At 64.9% G+C, this 16,680-nt stretch carries 16 protein-coding genes; 3 read left to right on the top strand and 13 right to left on the bottom strand.

The features are described 5' to 3' along the window. Nucleotides 1-60: 60 nt before the first annotated feature. The 8 genes from AC04SI_RS06365 to rsfS form a co-directional block, all read right to left on the bottom strand. The gene (locus tag AC04SI_RS06365) at nucleotides 61-1,317 is read right to left on the bottom strand and encodes a D-amino acid dehydrogenase (RefSeq protein ID WP_404282869.1); all 1,257 of its coding nucleotides are present in this window, start codon (nucleotides 1,315-1,317) and stop codon (nucleotides 61-63) included. Nucleotides 1,318-1,405: 88 nt separating this feature from the next. Beyond that, nucleotides 1,406-2,554, bottom strand: a complete 1,149-nt coding sequence (alr, locus tag AC04SI_RS06360) for an alanine racemase (protein WP_488474018.1) — start codon at nucleotides 2,552-2,554, stop codon at nucleotides 1,406-1,408. Nucleotides 2,555-2,629: 75 nt separating this feature from the next. Continuing rightward, nucleotides 2,630-3,151 (bottom strand): RNA pyrophosphohydrolase, encoded by a 522-nt coding sequence (locus AC04SI_RS06355; protein WP_404282866.1) that lies wholly within the window; start codon nucleotides 3,149-3,151, stop codon nucleotides 2,630-2,632. A 68-nt stretch (nucleotides 3,152-3,219) separates the two neighbouring features. Beyond that, nucleotides 3,220-4,374, bottom strand: a complete 1,155-nt coding sequence (locus AC04SI_RS06350) for a divergent polysaccharide deacetylase family protein (protein ID WP_404282864.1) — start codon at nucleotides 4,372-4,374, stop codon at nucleotides 3,220-3,222. A 205-nt stretch (nucleotides 4,375-4,579) separates the two neighbouring features. Then, nucleotides 4,580-5,905 carry a S41 family peptidase gene (locus AC04SI_RS06345; RefSeq protein ID WP_192181996.1) on the bottom strand — a complete coding sequence of 442 codons (1,326 nt, stop codon included), beginning with the start codon at nucleotides 5,903-5,905 and terminating at the stop codon, nucleotides 4,580-4,582. A 1-nt stretch (nucleotide 5,906) separates the two neighbouring features. After that, on the bottom strand, nucleotides 5,907-7,268 hold the full coding sequence (locus tag AC04SI_RS06340) for a murein hydrolase activator EnvC family protein (RefSeq protein WP_404282863.1): 1,362 nt from the start codon (nucleotides 7,266-7,268) through the stop codon (nucleotides 5,907-5,909). Between the two features lie 138 nt (nucleotides 7,269-7,406). Next, a complete protein-coding gene (gene rlmH, locus AC04SI_RS06335) occupies nucleotides 7,407-7,889 on the bottom strand; it encodes a 23S rRNA (pseudouridine(1915)-N(3))-methyltransferase RlmH (protein ID WP_404282862.1) in 483 nt (160 codons plus the stop codon). Between the two features lie 58 nt (nucleotides 7,890-7,947). Next, a complete protein-coding gene (rsfS, locus tag AC04SI_RS06330; protein ID WP_006206388.1) occupies nucleotides 7,948-8,325 on the bottom strand; it encodes a ribosome silencing factor in 378 nt (125 codons plus the stop codon). Between the two features lie 244 nt (nucleotides 8,326-8,569). Here rsfS and AC04SI_RS06325 point away from each other — a divergent pair, with 244 nt between their 5' ends. Then, nucleotides 8,570-9,427, top strand: coding sequence for a mechanosensitive ion channel family protein (locus AC04SI_RS06325; RefSeq protein WP_404282859.1), 858 nt, complete (start codon nucleotides 8,570-8,572; stop codon nucleotides 9,425-9,427). Between the two features lie 10 nt (nucleotides 9,428-9,437). On the opposite strand, the gene AC04SI_RS06320 is transcribed toward AC04SI_RS06325, so the two are convergent. From AC04SI_RS06320 to AC04SI_RS06310, 3 genes are all read right to left on the bottom strand, one after another. Beyond that, nucleotides 9,438-10,727, bottom strand: coding sequence for an MFS transporter (locus AC04SI_RS06320; protein ID WP_404282858.1), 1,290 nt, complete (start codon nucleotides 10,725-10,727; stop codon nucleotides 9,438-9,440). A 68-nt stretch (nucleotides 10,728-10,795) separates the two neighbouring features. Next, nucleotides 10,796-11,383: a nicotinate-nucleotide adenylyltransferase gene (locus AC04SI_RS06315; RefSeq protein ID WP_404282985.1), complete on the bottom strand. Its 588-nt coding sequence runs from the start codon at nucleotides 11,381-11,383 to the stop codon at nucleotides 10,796-10,798. 249 nt (nucleotides 11,384-11,632) lie between these two features. Beyond that, a complete protein-coding gene (locus AC04SI_RS06310; protein WP_404282857.1) occupies nucleotides 11,633-12,913 on the bottom strand; it encodes a glutamate-5-semialdehyde dehydrogenase in 1,281 nt (426 codons plus the stop codon). A gap of 213 nt (nucleotides 12,914-13,126) precedes the next feature. Here AC04SI_RS06310 and AC04SI_RS06305 point away from each other — a divergent pair, with 213 nt between their 5' ends. Then, nucleotides 13,127-13,390, top strand: coding sequence for a hypothetical protein (locus AC04SI_RS06305; RefSeq protein WP_404282855.1), 264 nt, complete (start codon nucleotides 13,127-13,129; stop codon nucleotides 13,388-13,390). A gap of 26 nt (nucleotides 13,391-13,416) precedes the next feature. Here AC04SI_RS06305 and proB read toward each other — a convergent pair whose 3' ends face one another. Next, complete coding sequence (proB, locus tag AC04SI_RS06300; protein WP_404282853.1) at nucleotides 13,417-14,538, bottom strand: glutamate 5-kinase; 1,122 nt, start codon at nucleotides 14,536-14,538, stop codon at nucleotides 13,417-13,419. Between the two features lie 2 nt (nucleotides 14,539-14,540). Next, entirely contained in the window at nucleotides 14,541-15,569 is a 1,029-nt protein-coding gene (gene obgE, locus AC04SI_RS06295; protein WP_006206379.1) for a GTPase ObgE, read from the bottom strand. A gap of 202 nt (nucleotides 15,570-15,771) precedes the next feature. Between obgE and AC04SI_RS06290 the strand changes: the two genes are divergently transcribed. After that, nucleotides 15,772-16,635, top strand: a complete 864-nt coding sequence (locus tag AC04SI_RS06290; protein WP_404282852.1) for an endonuclease/exonuclease/phosphatase family protein — start codon at nucleotides 15,772-15,774, stop codon at nucleotides 16,633-16,635. Nucleotides 16,636-16,680: the final 45 nt, after the last annotated feature.

The following is a 16,680-nucleotide window of genomic DNA, read 5'->3' as shown; positions in this document are numbered from 1 at the left end:
TCAAACAAAGAGATAAGCGTGATCTCGAACCGAAGGTTCGGTAAATATCATGCTCAAAAGCTACTTCAGATAGCGGTCTGGGCTGAGGTCGCGGGCGTTGATCTCCGGCACCCGGTTGGAGATGATGTCGGCCAGCACCCTGGCCGAGCCGCAGGCCATGGTCCAGCCGAGCGTGCCGTGGCCGGTGTTGAGGTAGAGGTTGGACAATTCGCTTTGGCCGATCAGCGGCGGCCCGTCCGGCGTCATCGGCCGCAGGCCGCACCAGAAGCTCGCCGCCTTGAGGTCACCGCCGCCCGGAAACAGATCGCCGACCGAATGCTCGAGCGTGCGCCGGCGCGTTTCGTGCAGCCTGAGATCGAAGCCAGAAATCTCCGCCGTACCGCCGACGCGGATGCGGTCTCCAAGCCTGGTGATCGCCACCTTGTAGGTCTCGTCCATCACAGTCGAGACGGGTGCCGCGTCGGCGTCCTTGATCGGCACCGTGATCGAATAGCCCTTGACCGGATAGACCGGGATCGGCCGCTTTACTTTGCGCATGAACTGGGCCGAATAGCTGCCCATCGCCATCACATAGGCGTCAGCCGATCGTCCGCCCTTGTCGGTGTTGATGTGTTTGATGCGATTGCGGGTCCTGACGATGTACGAGATCGTCGTCCCGTATTCGAAGGTCACGCCGCGCGCTACGCAGAGCTCGGCCATGCGGTCGGTGAACATCTTGCAATCGCCGGTCTCGTCGCCGGGCAGCCTGAGGCCGCCGACGAATTTGCCGCGCACGTTGGCCAGTGCCGGCTCGGCTCCGATGCAGCCTTCGGGATCGAGAAGTTCGTAGGGGACGCCGTATTTCTTCAGCACCTCGACGTCGCCGCCGGTGCCGTCGAGCTGCTTTTGCGTGCGAAACAGCTGCAGCGTGCCTTTGGTCCGCTCGTCATAGGCGATGCCTGTCGCCGCGCGCAGCGCCTTCAGCGTATCGCGGCTGTATTCGGCCAAAGGCACCATGCGCGACTTGTTCAGCGCGTAGCGCTCGGCCGTGCAATTGCGCAGCATCTTGAGCAGCCATGTCCACATATGCGGATCGAAGGCGGGCCGCACCACCAGCGGGCCATGCTTCATCAGCAGCCATTTGATCGCCTTCAGCGGAATGCCAGGCCCCGCCCATGGCGAGGCATAGCCCGGCGAGACCTCGCCGGCATTGGCGAAGCTTGTTTCCAGCGCCGGCCCCTTCTGGCGGTCGAACACCGTCACCTCATGGCCGGCCTCGGCGAGATAATAGGCAGTGGTGACCCCGATCACGCCGCCGCCCAACACGAAGATCTTCATCGCATCACTCTCCACGACGACGTCTCGTCAGGCCGGGTCGTCATGCTCTGTCTGCCGGATTTTCGAGCGCCCGCCAAGTACCGCGTTGCTATCCGTGCACGTAGCGCCGATGAAAGCGGGCCCCGAGGCTGGTCAGGATTTCATAGCCGATCGTGCCGGCATGGCCGGCCGCGTCATCGACGCTTTGCGACGGGCCGAGCAATTCGACTAGATCGCCCTCGCCGAGCGTGCCCACGGGGAGCGCGGAAATGTCGAGGATGATCGAATCCATCGATACGCGTCCGAGAAAGGGCAGGCGGACCGTACCGAGCCAGGCGGCCGAGGCGGCGCGGCGATGCCAGCCGTCGGCATAGCCGAGCGAGATCGTCGCCGCTTCCAACGGGCCGGTTGCACGAAACGTATGGCCATAGCCGACGCCGGCGCCCTTCTCGAGGCTGCGCGTCTGGACGACTTTCGCCTGCAGCCGCACCACCGGCAGCATCGGGTTCGGTTCGCTCGGCGTCGGATTGATGCCGTAGAGCGCCGCCCCCGGGCGGGCGAGGTCGAAATGAAAGGCCGACCCCAGGAAGATGCCGGACGAATTGGCGAGCGAAGCAGGCGCTTCTGGCAGCATCTTGCGCAAGCGCTCGAAGGCCAGCCACTGCCGCTCATTGGCGGGATGTTGCGGCTCGTCGGCGCAGGCGAGATGGCTCATCACCAGGACGATTTCGACGCCGTCGAAAGCGCGCCGATCCTGGCTGATCGCCTCGACCTCCGCCGGCGGCATGCCGAGCCGCGACATGCCGCTGTCGACCTGGATCGCGGCCGGGACCTTGCGGTCGGCCTGCTGGCCGGCGTTGCTCCAGGCCTTCAGTTGTCCGACGCTGTTGATGACGGGAACAAGCTCCGCCGCAATCGCTTCCGGCTCGGAGCCAGGCGGCAGGCCGTTGAGGACATGGATCGCCGGTCCGGGTCCGAGTTCCCCGCGCAGCGCCATGCCCTCGGCGAGCAGCGCGACGAAGAATGTGGTGCAGCCTTCGGCCGACAGCGCCCTCGCCACGGGCGCCGCGCCCAGGCCATAGCCGTCGGCCTTGACGACACCGGCGCACGGCACGCTCCCAAGCTGCGCCTTCAGCCGCCGATAGTTCTCGCTTATGGCACCGAGATCGATGGTCAGGATGGCGCCGGCCACCGCTTCACTGACCAGCTCACCTTGCGTGGCGATGCTTTCGGGAACGTTTTTGGAGGCGTCGTTCATACCGACCCTGTGCGAAGCAGCTCAGCATCCATAAGACCACGAAACCGACGCAGCGACCATGCGCGATCGCGCTGGTTACGCCACCAGATGCCGGAACGCCGCCACCACGTCCTCATAGACCTTGCGCTTGAACGGCACGATCAGGTCGGGCAAGTCGCGCATCGGCCGCCACGCCCATTGGTCGAACTCGGCCGTGTGGCCGCCCGGTGGCGGGTTGATCTGGATCTCGCTCTCGTCGCCGTGAAAACGATAGGCGAACCATTTCTGCGTCTGGCCGCGATAGCGGCCCTTGAAGGCGATGCCGACCAGATGCGGCGGCAGGTCGTAATTGATCCAGTGCGGCGCCTCGGCCAGCAGCGAGACCGAGCGCATGCCGGTCTCCTCGTAGAGTTCCCGCGCGGCCGCCTCGAGCGGATCCTCGCCCTTGTCGATGCCGCCCTGCGGCATCTGCCAGAGCTGCGTGGTGCCGGCGAATTCGCTGTCCGGCTCGGCGATGCGGTGACCGACCCAGACCAGCCCTTCGCCATTGAGGATCATCAATCCGACACAGGGGCGGTAAGGCAGCGTCTCGGGATCGACCGGTTTTGTCTTCGCCATCAGTCAGTCTTTCCAGCTTTCCGCCGCTTTTGAGAATTCGCTCGGGAGAGAATTATCGAGAACGGCTGCTAGCCTTTTTGCGGATCGATGGCCACCGCCGAAATCGGCACGATCTCGATGCCGCGCTTCTTGGCTTCCGTCACCCAGGACGACACCGTGTCGACCGTCAGATCGAATGCCGAGCCGACGCCGACAGCAAAACCCTTTGCCCGCGCCGTGGCCTCGAGCTCGTCCAGTTTCTTCAGGATGGCGCCGCGGTCCTGCACCGCATCGATCGACGTGTCGCCGGCGACGAACGGCACGCCGTCCTTGAGCGCCAGGTCGGGCGCCAGGCTGCGCGCCGACGAACCATCGTCGACATAGGCCAAGCCGCGCTTGCCGAGCTCGGCCATGAACGGCCCCATCGCCGCGGAATCGGCCGAGAAGCGGGCGCCCATATAGTTCATCACGCCGGTATAGTTGGTGGTTCGCGACAGCGCCCAGTGCAGGCTCTTCAAATTCTCGTCCGGGCTCGCCACCACCGTCAGCGTGTTGCGGCCGGGATTGACGTTGGGATAGTCGAACGGCTCGAGCGGTACCTGCATGACGATCTCGTGCCCGCTCTGTCGCGCCGCCTGCATCCACCGGCCGATGCTGTTGCCTTGCGGGGCAAAGGCCAGCGTCACCTCGGCCGGCAGCTTGGCGATGGCCGCCTGGGTACCGGTCTGCGACACGGCGAGCCCGCCGATGACGATCGCCACGCGCGCGCCGCGCGATCCCGACCACGGCCGCGCATAGACGTCGAACGGACGCCTGCCGTCGGCGGCACGCATCGGCAGCGGCCCGGTTTCGCTGGTCTCGATCAGCGCCTTGTCGGGAATATGCGCGATCTTCAGGTTCTGGCCGACCGTCGAGGGGTCGCGAATGACGATCGCCGCCTTCGGCGGACCGTCGCCTTCTTCGGTCTGCACATGGATGATCTGCGGCCCGTCGGTCTTGGGAGAGGTTTCCTTGGGCGGCGTTTCCGTCTTGGGCGCGGCGGTCACCTTCGGCGTCGAAACGGCAACCTCTTCCGGCTTGCGGAACGGCTTTTCGCGCAGCGCGATCGCGCTTGAGATACCGACCACGGCCAGCACCGCCAGCGTGGCCCCGACCGTGCCGGCGCTGAGCCCGCGCGACGCGGCACGCGGCGGCCGGATCGTCTGTCCGAGCGGGCGTTCGATGTCCTTGCTGATGTCAGCCAACTTGTGTCCCCGGAAGCACGACCCTTAAGTGAAAGTCACCTTTTACGAGACATGCTGCGCAAAATTCGCAATCGCCGGCGCGTTAACCCAGACGCGTGGCGCTCCAACCGCGGTCCCCCGAATCAAACTGCCGGAACCTCGCGGCCCCGGCAGCATCGCATTGCTTTGATCGGGCGGCCAGAGCCTTGCTCTGACCACTCGGTCCTTACTGGTTGAGCACGGCCTTGTCCGGATTCGGCGGAAACGCCGGATCGGTCTTCTGGCCGCGCAGCAGCTCTTCGGCATAGATCAGCTGCAAATCGTCCTTCGGATCCGGCGGCACATAGGCAGCCGAGCCGGAGCCGGTCGAACCCTCATCGGCGCCCTTGATATGGCCCTTGAGATCCGATTCGCCGCGCGTCAGGTCCCTGCCCTGCAGATCCGGCGGCAGCGGCTGCTCGACCTTGATGTCGGGCGTGATGCCCTTGCCCTGGATCGACTTGCCGGACGGCGTGTAATAGAGCGCCGTCGTCAGGCGCAGCGCGCCGTTCTCGCCGAGCGGGATGATGGTCTGCACCGAACCCTTGCCGAAGGACTGGGTGCCGACCACCGTGGCGCGGCGCAGATCCTGCAGCGCCCCGGCGACAATTTCCGAGGCGCTCGCCGAACCGCCATTGACCAGCACGATCAGCGGCTTGCCCTTGATGTCGTCGCCCGGACGGGCGTCGAAGCGGGTGACGTCCTTCGGATCGCGGCCGCGCGTCGAGACGATCTCGCCACGGTCGAGGAAGGCGTCGGACACGCTCACCGCCTGGTCGAGCAGGCCGCCAGGATTGAGGCGCAGATCGAGCACAAAGCCCTTGAGCTTGTCGTTCGGCACCTGCTTCTTGATGCTGTCGATGGCGTTCTCGAGGTCGTCATAGGTCTTTTCGGTGAACGACGTGATCTTCATGTAGCCGATGTCGTTCTCGACCCGGAACTTGACCGCCTTGACCTTGATGATGTCGCGCACGACGGTCAGCTCGATCGGCTTGTCGGCGCCCTGGCGCAGGATGGTGAGCTTGATCGGCGTGTTGACCGGCCCGCGCATCTTCTCGACGGCGTCGTTGAGGGTCAGGCCGCGCACCTCATCGCCATCGATCTTGGCGATGTAGTCGCCGGCAAGCACGCCCGCCTTGGCGGCCGGCGTATCGTCGATCGGCGTGATCACCTTAACCAGGTCGTTTTCCATGGTGACTTCGATGCCGAGGCCGCCGAATTCGCCCTTGGTCTGCACGCGCATGTCCTGCGCCTGCTCGGCATTCATGTAGGAGGAGTGCGGATCAAGCGAGGTCAGCATGCCGTTGATGGCGTTTTCGACCAGCGACTTGTCGTCCGGCGGCGTCACATACTGCGCCCGGACGCGCTCGAAGATGTCGCCGAAGATGGCCAGCTGCTTGTAGGTCTCGGAGCCCGCAGCGTTCGCCGTCGAGCCGGGTGCGCCGTAGACCAGGCTCATCGCTGATGCGCCCATCAGCGCACCGGCAAACAGAAGCGACAGTTTCCGCATCATTTCACGTCCTTCCAGAAAAACGGTCCGCCCACCATGGGGCCGGATCGACGGGTTTTCCATCCTTGCGGAACTCGACGTAGAGCTCCGGCGTGGCATTTCCATTCTTCGAGGCCGAGGTGCTCGCCACCCGGGCCTCTCCCATCGCGCCGACCGGCTCTCCTGCGAGCACCGGCTGGCCAGTCGCGACGCTGATTCTGCTCATCCCCGCCAGGACGACATGATAGCCGTCGCCTGCGTTCAGGATCAAGAGTTGACCATAGGAGCGAAAAGGCCCCGCATAAAGCACATTTCCATCCGCCGGCGCGGTGACGATGGCGCCCGATTGTGTCGCAACCATGTCACCAAGCATCACCGCGCCGTTACCGTCATCGGTGCCGAAACGCTGTTTTATCTTGCCGATGACCGGCAGCGCGATCTGCCCCTGAAGCGCCGAAAACGGCGCTGAAGCGGTCAGCCGGTTACCTTCGGGCACCGGCAGTGCAGCCAGTTCCGTCTGCGCCGGAGCCCCTGCTTGTGCGGGAACCTCTTGCGCCGGAGCCGTGTCGCCGTCGGCCGATTTCTGCTCGCCGGCCTTGGTCTGGTCCGCCGCCTTGCGCGCCTTGTCGGCCTCGAGCGAGGCGATCAGCTCCTTCAGGCTGCCGGCCTTGGCCGCCAGTGCCTCGGAGCGCTGCTTTTCCGCCGCCAGCGCCGTTTGCGTGTCGGCTTCGAGCCTCTGTTTGGCTTCAAGCAGCATGGTGAGCCGCTTCTTTTCCGCCGTCTGCTCGCCGACCGCTTCCGTCAGCCTGGCGCGCTCGGCCTCGATCGAGGCCGTCACCCGTGTCTGTTCCTTGAGGTCGGCCAGCAATATATCGGTCTGCTGGCGCAGTTCCGGCACCACGGCGCCCAAGAGGATGGCGCTGCGCACCGACGACAGCGCGTCTTCCGGCTTGACCAGGATTGCCGGCGGCGGATTGAGCCCCATGCGCTGCAGCGCGCCGAGCACCTCAGCCAGCACGTCGCGCCTTGCGTTGAGCGAGGCGCGGATCTTCTGCTCCTCGCCCTTCAGCCCCTCCAGCTTGGCGCCGATGTCCTCGATGTCCTGGCCTAGCTTCTGCTCGGTCATCGCCGACTGGATCAGCGCCGCGGTGATCGAGGCATGATCCTTCTTGACCGCCGCTATGTCGGCCGCAAGCTTGGCCAGCCGCTCGGAAGACAGCGTGATCTCCTTCGAGACCTGCTCGTATTCGGCGCGGCTCTTGTCCGGATCGGGCGCCAGGTCGAGCGTGTTCTCGGCCCTGGCGGCACCGAGTAACAGCACGAACGCCGCCGCCGCAATGCCGCAGCCGCGCAGAATGCTCGCTCTGGTTCGTCCAAATTCAGACATTGAAGCCCGACTCTATGCGTGGCTTCGTTAACGAACAATCAACCATGTTCGATAGGTTTGCCAATGGCGTACACTCTGCCGCTGCATTGGGGCGGAAATCCGGGCGGGCGGGCGCCGATGCACAGGATTCGGCCTGGTCTAGGAGCGATGATAGGGATGTCCCGAAAGGATGGTGGCGATCCTGTAGAGCTGTTCGCCCAGCATCACCCTCACCAGCTGATGCGGCCAGGTCAGCGCGCCGAACGACACCACCAGATCGGCCTGGTCGCGCAGCGACTGGTCGTGGCCGTCGGCGCCGCCGATGGCGATGACCAGCGCCTTGCGGCCGCTGTCGCGCAGCAGGCCGATGCGGCCGGCGAAATCCTCGGAGGAAAAGCTTTTGCCGCGTTCGTCGAGCAGGATCAGCGCGGTGCCTTGCTGCAGCTGCGTCTGCAGCTTCTGGCCTTCTTCGCGCCGCCGCTCATTGGCGGTCTGGGCGCGGCCTTCGGCAATCTCGACAACGCCTGAGAATTCGAGCCCGACCGGGGGACCGCTCTTGGCGAAGCGCTCGAAATAACGGTCGGCGAGCAGCTTCTCGGGGCCGGCTTTCATCCGGCCCACGGCATGAACCGTAATCTTCATCCCTGCCTCGAAGAGCCGTCGATGCATGCTGAGCGGCATGCATCAAAACAGATGCGGCTCAGTGGAGCGTCTCTTCCTCGAGGTCCGGCGCCTGCCACATCTTTTCGAGATTGTAGAATTCGCGGACTTCGGGGCGGAAGACATGGACGATGATGTCGCCCGAATCGATCAGGACCCAGTCGGCACCGGCCAGCCCCTCGACGCGCGCCATGCCGAGGCCGGCATCCTTGAGCGCCTTGAGGAGGTGATCGGCGACAGCCGAGACATGACGGTGCGATCGGCCCGACGCGACAACCATATAGTCGCCGAGGCTCGATTTCCCCTGAATGTCGATTGAGACGATGTTTTCGGCCTTGGAGTCTTCCAGACTGGCAAGGACTGTCTTGATGGCGCGGGACACGGCGTCGTTTACGCTGATCCCGGCCGGCGAAGGCACGATGTCGGCCTTCTTCCGCAGTGCTGTTCTCAGTGTATTTCCTTTCGCAGCAAGAACAACCAAATCACCCGCCAAATCAGGTGACACCACTTAGATAGGCAGAGTTCCGTTGCAGTTTCAAGACGTGGGTCGCGGCCGCCGCCAACGCGATGCTCTGCGTTTGGTTCCAAATGCCTGCAAATATCGGAACTTTGGGCTCATTGGCGGGTTTATCGGCTTTCCCCCCAAAATCGGATTTCCCAGAATGCCTATCGATCCTCAGAACACGCTCCTCACCGTGCAGGCGGGCCTTGCCCAACTCAGCACCCTGATCGTCTCCTACTCATTCTCCGCCATCGGCGCCGTCATCCTGCTCGTTGTCGGCTATATCGTGGCCGGCCTCGCCGAGCGCTCGATCTCCGCCGGCCTGAAACACATCCATGGCTTCGACGCGACGCTGCGCCATTTCTTCTCAAAGATCGTCCGCTACGCCATCCTGATCCTCGTCGTCATCATGGTGCTCGGCCAGTTCGGCGTGCAGACCGCCTCGATCATCGCCGCCGTCGGCGCCATCGGTCTCGCCATTGGCCTGGCGCTGCAGGGCACGCTGCAGAACATCGCGGCCGGCATCATGCTGCTGGCGCTCAGGCCGTTCCGTATCGGTGAATATGTCGAGGTCGGTGCCATTTCAGGCACCGTCGAGGAGGTCGGCCTGTTCGCCACCAGGTTGCGGACGGTCGACGGCGTGTATGTGCTGGCGCCCAACTCGACCCTCTGGAACCAGCCCGTCCGCAATTTTACCCGCAACGGCGTCCGCCGTGGCGACATCACGCTGACCATCGGCTCGTGGAACGACATCGATTTCGCGCAAAAGACGATGCTCAGTGTCGCGGCCGCCGAACGGCGCGTCAGGCGGGAACCGGCGCCGATCGCCTTCGTCTCGACCGTCGGCGACACCAGCGTCGCCGTTTCCTTGCGCTACTGGACCTCGGCGGCGGATTTCTTCGCCACCCAGATCGATCTCACCAAGCGCATCAAGCAGGCCTTCGATGCCGAAGGGCTTTCGGTTCCCGCGCCGCCGCCGGACGCGCAGCGGCTGGAACCCTCCAGCACCCGGCAATAGCGAGGCACCTTCAGCTGTCGCGCTGCTGATCCGGTGCGAAGGCAAGCTCCACCGGCAACGGCGCCTGCGCGCTCATCGGCGCGAAGCTGCCGGTCTCGGCCGTCGGCACCGGCTGCGTTGTCAGCACCCGCCACAGCACGAACAGGCAGAAGGCCGAGGCGATGACGATCGCCACGTAGATGAAGGCCTGTGTGCCATAGAGGGCGGAAAGCCCGGTCACGATGCCCGGCACGACGAAGCCCGACAGCGACCAGGCAAACAAAAGCGAACTCGACAGCGCCACCATGTCGTTCTTGCTGGCGCGGTCGGCAGCATGCGCGCTGGCCAGCGAATAGATCGATTCCGAGGCGCCGTCCCACACGATGTATATCACCACCAGCGCCGCCAGTGCGCCGCCATCGAAGCCGATGGCAAGCATGCCCGCCGCCACCGCCAGCGCGGAGGCGGCGATCAGCACATAGCGCCGGTCGGTGCGGTCGGAGATCCAGCCGAGCGGTATTTGCAGGATCAGCGTGCCGAGCGGCATCGCCGCCAGGAGCAAGGCCACATCGGCCTGGCTGTACCCCTCGGCGGTGGCATGGATCGGCGCAAAGCCCGAAATCGCCATCGACAGGCCGCCGACGGCAAGCATGCCGGCGACACCGACCGGCGAGATCCGCCAGGCACGGCCGAGCGCCACCGACGCGGCCTGTGGCGCTGGCGGCTGGGCAAGCCGCGTCATGCCGACCGGCAGGATCGACAGAGCGGTAAACGCGATGCCGATCAGCGGCGCGGCCGCGGTCTGGATATCGATCGCCGCCAGCGTGGCATAGCCGACGCCGAGCCCGGCGACATAGGCGACGTAGAACACCGCCATGACGCGTCCGCGTATAGCGTTGGCGACGGCATCGTTCAGCCAGCTCTGGGCGACGATGAACAGGCCGCAGATGGAAAAGCCGTAGAGCGCACGCGCCGCGATCCACAGCAGCGGGTAGGTCCCGGCGCCAATGGCGGCATTGGACAGCGCAATCAGCGCCGACAGCACCATGAACGCGCGCGCATGCCCGACCCTGCGCACCAGCGGACCGGTCAGGATGCAGCCGGCAAGGCCGCCTGCGGAAAGGCCGGTGATGATCAGCCCAGCCCAGGTCGGATCGAACCCCTCGACGCCAAGGCGGACCGGGATATAGGCGAACATCAACCCGTTGCCGACCGCGATCAGCGCCATCGACAGCACGACGCTGGCAATGGCGATCACCGGCGCCGGCGGGTTGCCATCTTCCGAACCGGTTTCGAATTGATTCTTCTTTGAAATCGCCATGTCCGGTCAGGATCGCCTACCAAACGAACAAACGCAGCCGCAAATGCGACATGGCCGGGCGGCCTGGCTCAGTCTTTTGCAGCCTTGCGAATGGCGCTTGACGACAGCGACGAGCGCGGGCCGTGGATGAAGGTCCAGGCCGGCGCCTTCATGCGGGCGAGGCGTGGCGCGTCGCCCTCGTCGACGCGGGCATAGTCGAAGGTCTTGGCAACCACCGACGACAGGAAGGAGAGCGTCGCCCCTGGCCGGTCGATGACGGCGATCGGGAAGGTCATGACGATCTGGCGCCAGCGCTGCCAGCGGTGGAAGTCGCGCAAGCTATCGGCGCCCATGATCCAGACGAAGTCGACGCCGGGATTGCGCGCCTTGACCAGCGCCAGCGTGTCGGCGGTGAAACGGACATAGTGTGCCGCCTCGAAGGCGGAGACCTTGATCTTCGGGTTCTTGGCGATCTGCTCGGACTGCTGCAGGCGCTCGCTGAGCGGCGCCAGTTCCCGCGTGCTCTTCAGCGGATTGCCTGGCGTCACCATCCACCACAGTTGGTCGAGCGCCAGCCGTCTCAGTGCGATCTCGGCGACCAGCGCGTGACCTGCATGCGGCGGGTTGAACGAGCCGCCGAACAGCCCGACGGCAAGGCCTTTGCCGGCGTGCGGCATGTGGAGGTAGTGGGAGGGGACGGCGGAGTCAGAAGGGGACAGCATGGTGCTAGGCACCCCCCTCTGTCCTGCCGGACATCTCCCCCTCAAGGGGGGAGATTGGCAGTTTCACCGACGGGAGAAATTCTGCAACGCTGGTAGTTGTCGAAACCGGAAAGGACAGTCGATCTCCCCCCTTGAGGGGGAGATGTCCGGCAGGACAGAGGCGGGTGGCTGGGCGCAACCTTCAAGCCCTTGGGACGAAAAACGTCACGGCCTCACCTGGCCAGACCCGCGCACGCGGTATTTGAACGAGGTCAGCTGTTCGACCCCGACCGGGCCGCGCGCGTGCATCTTGCCGGTGGCGATGCCGATCTCCGCACCCATGCCGAACTCGCCGCCATCGGCGAACTGGGTCGAGGCATTGTGCAGGAGGATCGCCGAATCGATCTCGTTGAAGAATTTTTCGACCGCCTTGGCGTCCTCGGCGACGATGGCTTCGGTGTGATGCGAGGAAAAGGTCTCGATATGCTCGACCGCGCCGGCAACGCCGTCGACCAGTTTTACCGCAAGGATGGCATCGAGATATTCGGTCATCCAGTCGGCTTCGGTCGCCGGTTTGGCGTCGAAGAACAGCTTCAGCACCTCTTGATCGGCATGGATCTCGCAGCCGGCCGCACGCAGCGCGTCGAGGATCGGCACGAGATGCGTGGACGCCACGGCACGGTCGACCAGCAGCGTCTCGGCGGCGCCACAGACGCCGGTGCGCCGCATCTTGGCGTTGACGGCGATCCTGATCGCCATGTCGAGATCGGCCGAGCGGTCGATATAGAGATGGCAGATGCCTTCGAGATGCGCGAAGACCGGCACACGCGCCTCGCTCTGCACGCGCCCGACCAGGCTTTTTCCGCCGCGCGGAATGATCACATCGAGATTGCCGGAAAGCCCCTTCAGCATCTCGCCGACGGCGGCGCGGTCGGTGGTCGGCACCAGCTGGATGGCATCTTCCGGCAGGCCGGCGGCCTTCAGCCCCTCGACCAGGCAGGCGTGGATGGCGGCCGAGGAATTCAGCGAATCCGAGCCGCCGCGCAGGATGACCGGATTGCCGGCCTTGAGGCAGAGCGCGCCGGCATCCGCCGTCACGTTCGGCCGGCTCTCATAGATGACGCCAACGACGCCGAGCGGCGTGCGCACCCGTTCGATCTGCAGGCTGTTCGGCCGGTCCCAGGCGGCGATGACGTCGCCGACGGGATCCTTAAGTTCGGCGATCTCGCGAATACCATCGGCCATCGCGCGGATGCGCGCCGGATCGAGCTTCAGCCGCTCCATGAAGGAGCCGGAAAGCCCGGACTCGTGGCCGCTCGAGATGTCGAGGGCGTTGGCGTCGAGTATCTCCCGCTCACGGGCGATGATCGCCTCGGCCATGGCCAGCAGCGCGGCATTCTTGGCGGCGGTGGTCGCGATAGCCAGCGGTCGGGCGGCAGCGCGCGCCTTGCGGCCTATCCGTGCCATCAAACTGGCTACATCTTCGCCTTGGTGTTTGTTCAGCATTTGACCGCTCCAGTGAAGCTTCGTGGATTTACACGCGGCCGGCCTTCGCGGCAATGGCTACTGCGACGACAAGATCGAACCCGGCGAGAGCCCCGACGGCAAGGCCATGACTATGGTAGGTACGATGGTGTCCCTCGCGCTCGCCGAGCGCTATTGCGGCGCGCCACCGACACCGCTTTCCCAGATCTTTGTCGTTGTAGAGGAGGGCCACGGATGTGGCCGCGTGCTCGGCTTGAGGCGGAATTTAAGAAAAAGATGGAAGAGGAAAAAGGCGCGGAAGCAATGACGACCGACGCGCTCATCCGCGACATCGTCTTCGGCGACGAGAAGGATGTTCCCCAAGCCGAAATGGATCGACGTGCCAAGGCAGCCATCGAAGCGGAGTTGGGAGGTTGCAGCGAGCTTCTGAAAATGCAGCAGGCGTTTCAGGGTCGTTATCGCAACCCACCCAAATGGCCGCGTGAACCTGACAAGTAGCGCGCCCTCAATCGCGGGACCGCATCTCAGTCGGCGCCGCCGCTCACCACAAGGTCGTCGCGGTGGATCATCGCCGAGCGGGCCTCATAGCCGAGCACCGTTTCGATCTCGGCCGTCTTCAGGCCTGCGATCCTTACGGCATCGGCGGCATCATAGGCAACCAGCCCGCGCGCGATCTCGCGGCCCTCTGGCGACAAGATTGCCACTGTGTCGCCGCGCGAGAAATTGCCGCTGACCAATTTGACGCCGGCCGGCAGCAGCGACTTGCCCGACAAGAGCGCACCGATGGCGCCGGCATCGACGGTGAGCCGGCCCGCCGGTTCGAGCTGGCCGGCGATCCAGGTCTTGTAGCCCTTGACCGGGTTGGCGCTCGGCCGGAAGAAGGTGGCCCGCTCGCCGCGCTCGATTGCCATCAGCGGCGACAGCCGCGTGCCTGATGTGATGACCATGGCCGTGCCGGCGGCGGTGGCGATCTTGCCGGCGTCGAGTTTTGTCCGCATGCCGCCGCGCGAAAGTTCGGAGGCAGCCGCACCGGCCATCGCTTCGATATCGGGCGTGATGCGGTCGACCACCGGAATGAATTTTGCGCCTGGGTCTCTGGCCGGCGGCGCCGTGTAGAGCCCGTCGATATCGGAGAGCAGCACCAGCAGATCGGCGCCCATCATGGTGGCGACGCGCGCGGCCAGCCGGTCGTTGTCGCCATAGCGGATCTCGGAGGTCGCCACCGTGTCGTTCTCGTTGATGACCGGCACCGCCTTCATCTTGAGCAGCGTCGAGATCGTCGCCCGTGCGTTGAGGTAGCGGCGGCGCTCCTCGGTGTCGCCGAGCGTCAAAAGGATCTGGCCTGATTTCAGGCCGCCCTTGCCAAGCGCATCCGACCAGGCGCCGGCCAGCGCGATCTGGCCGACGGCGGCGGCGGCCTGGCTCTCCTCGAGCTTCAGCGCCCTTTTTCCCAGGCCTAAAATGGTGCGGCCGAGCGCGATGGCGCCGGACGACACGACCATCACCTCGGCGCCGCCATTGGCCAGCACGGCGATGTCGTCGGCCAGCGAATCCAGCCAGTCGCGCTTCAGCCCCGTCGTCCTGTCGACGAGCAATGCCGAGCCGATCTTGACGGTGATACGCCGGTATTTCTTCAACGACTGCATGGTCATTGCCAGCGCGTGCCAACCGGAACGACGACCTTGTCGCGCGCCTCGGCAACAACGGCCATCAGCGCCCGTTGCACCGCCTCGACGCCTTCGCCGGTGACGGCCGAAAGCAGCATCGGCGCGCGGCCGGCGGCGCGTTTCAGCGAAGCCGCCTTCTTCTTGCGCTCATCGGCATCGAGAATGTCAACTTGGGACAGCGCCAGGATCTCGACCTTCTCGATCAGCCCGTTGCCATAGGCATCAAGCTCAGCGCGTACCGTCTTGTAGGCCTTGCCCGGATTTTCCTCTTGCGCGGAGACCAGATGCAGCAGCACCCGCGTGCGCTCGACATGGCCCAAAAAGCGGTCGCCGATGCCAACGCCCTCATGTGCGCCTTCGATCAGGCCGGGAATGTCGGCGATGACGAATTCGCGGCCGTCGATGCGGGCGACGCCGAGGCCGGGATGCAGCGTGGTGAAGGGATAGTCGGCGATCTTCGGCTTGGCCGCGGTGACCGCCGCCAGGAAGGTCGACTTGCCGGCATTGGGCAGGCCAACCAGGCCGGCGTCGGCGATCAGTTTCAGCCGCAGCCAGATGTTCATCTCCTCGCCCGGCAGGCCGGGATTGGCGCGGCGCGGCGCCTGGTTGGTCGAGGTCTTGAAATGCTGGTTGCCGAAGCCGCCATTGCCGCCCTTGGCCAGCAGGAAGCGCTGACCGACCACGGTGAGGTCGCAGATCAGCGTCTCGTTGTCCTCTTCGAAAACCTGGGTTCCGGCCGGCACTTTCAGCGTCACGTCGGCGCCCTTGGCGCCGGTCATGTTGCGGCCCATGCCATGCGTGCCGGTCTTGGCCTTGAAATGCTGCTGGTAGCGATAGTCGATCAGCGTGTTCAGCCCGTCGACCGCCTCCAGCCAGACATCACCGCCGCGGCCGCCATCGCCGCCATCCGGCCCGCCGAACTCGATGAATTTTTCGCGCCGGAACGACACCGAACCGGCACCGCCGTCGCCGGAGCGGATGTAAACCTTGGCTTGATCGAGAAATTTCATCGGATTTTCGGGTTTCTGCTAGTGGGCTTGCGCGATTGCTCTAAACCAAGGCGAGGCGAAGGGCGAGGCCGTTCTGCGAAGGATTGCGCCGACGCCGGCTTTTGCTGAGGCGCGGGACGCGGTAGCACTGTGAGCCTGCACGTGCCCCGGCGAAGGTCGATTTCGGCTTTCGGGTCAGGACGCCGGGCTGGGGAATGCTGGCATGAAGCTTGTGACCTACAACATCCAGTACGGCATCGGGCTCGACGGCCACTACGATGTCGGCCGCATTGCCGACGCCGTGCGCGGCGCCGACGTGATCGCGCTGCAAGAGGTTACCCGCAACAACCCCAGGAACGGCAACCACGACATGGTGGCCGAACTCTGCGACGCGCTGCCCGATTACTTTGCCGCCTATGGCAGCAATTTCGAGGTCAATGTCGGCTCTCACCTGGAAGCCGGCCGCGCTATCACCACGACGTTCCAGCTCGGCAACATGGTGCTGTCGAAAACGCCCATTCATCTGTCGCGCAACCTCCTTTTGCCGCGCAGCCGCAGCCTGGAAGCGATGAACTTCCAACGCGGCGCGCTGGAAGCGCTGATCGAAACGCCGCTCGGCTTCATCCGCTTCTATTCCACCCATCTCGACCATCGCAGCCCGGTTGAACGCCAGGGCCAGATCCGCTTCCTGCGCCAGCGCCTGCTGAACTATGCGCTGGAAGGCGGCGGCCTGTCCGGCATTCCCGAGATCGGTCTGCCCGACCTGCCCTATCCGGAAGCCTTCATCGTCATGGGCGACTTCAATATGCTGCCCGGATCGCCCGAATATGTCGAACTGGTCGGCCGCCCGGATCATGAGTTCGGCATGCCGCTGACCGCCGACCTCGCCGTCGACGCCGCCCAGCGCCTCGACACGCCCGATCTGGTCACCTGGGTCGATCCCAAGCGGCCCGACGATGCGGGCCGCCACAAACGCATCGACTATGTCTTCACCTCAGCCTCGCTCGCCGGAACACTGAAGCGCCTGTGGGTCGACCGGCAGGCGGTCGGCTCGGACCATCTGCCGGTTTGGGTCGAAACGGCTTGACCTCAAACCTCTGCTTCGAGCCTACGCGCCGAGCGTCGAGATTCA

The organism is Mesorhizobium sp. CNPSo 4689 (assembly GCF_057784325.1).
The sequence above is the reverse complement of the archived record's forward strand: the minus strand, read 5'-3'. Positions and strand labels throughout refer to the sequence as shown.

Coding starts and splice junctions, on each gene's coding strand:
- AC04SI_RS06365 (WP_404282869.1), bottom strand. CDS start 1,317: ATGAAGATCTTCGTGTTGGGCGGCGGCGTGATCGGGGTCACCACTGCC.
- alr (WP_488474018.1), bottom strand. CDS start 2,554: ATGAACGACGCCTCCAAAAACGTTCCCGAAAGCATCGCCACGCAAGGT.
- AC04SI_RS06355 (WP_404282866.1), bottom strand. CDS start 3,151: ATGGCGAAGACAAAACCGGTCGATCCCGAGACGCTGCCTTACCGCCCC.
- AC04SI_RS06345 (WP_192181996.1), bottom strand. CDS start 5,905: ATGATGCGGAAACTGTCGCTTCTGTTTGCCGGTGCGCTGATGGGCGCA.
- AC04SI_RS06340 (WP_404282863.1), bottom strand. CDS start 7,268: ATGTCTGAATTTGGACGAACCAGAGCGAGCATTCTGCGCGGCTGCGGC.
- rlmH (WP_404282862.1), bottom strand. CDS start 7,889: ATGAAGATTACGGTTCATGCCGTGGGCCGGATGAAAGCCGGCCCCGAG.
- AC04SI_RS06325 (WP_404282859.1), top strand. CDS start 8,570: ATGCCTATCGATCCTCAGAACACGCTCCTCACCGTGCAGGCGGGCCTT.
- AC04SI_RS06320 (WP_404282858.1), bottom strand. CDS start 10,727: ATGGCGATTTCAAAGAAGAATCAATTCGAAACCGGTTCGGAAGATGGC.
- AC04SI_RS06315 (WP_404282985.1), bottom strand. CDS start 11,383: ATGCCGCACGCCGGCAAAGGCCTTGCCGTCGGGCTGTTCGGCGGCTCG.
- AC04SI_RS06310 (WP_404282857.1), bottom strand. CDS start 12,913: ATGCTGAACAAACACCAAGGCGAAGATGTAGCCAGTTTGATGGCACGG.
- AC04SI_RS06305 (WP_404282855.1), top strand. CDS start 13,127: ATGTGGCCGCGTGCTCGGCTTGAGGCGGAATTTAAGAAAAAGATGGAA.
- proB (WP_404282853.1), bottom strand. CDS start 14,538: ATGCAGTCGTTGAAGAAATACCGGCGTATCACCGTCAAGATCGGCTCG.
- obgE (WP_006206379.1), bottom strand. CDS start 15,569: ATGAAATTTCTCGATCAAGCCAAGGTTTACATCCGCTCCGGCGACGGC.
- AC04SI_RS06290 (WP_404282852.1), top strand. CDS start 15,772: ATGAAGCTTGTGACCTACAACATCCAGTACGGCATCGGGCTCGACGGC.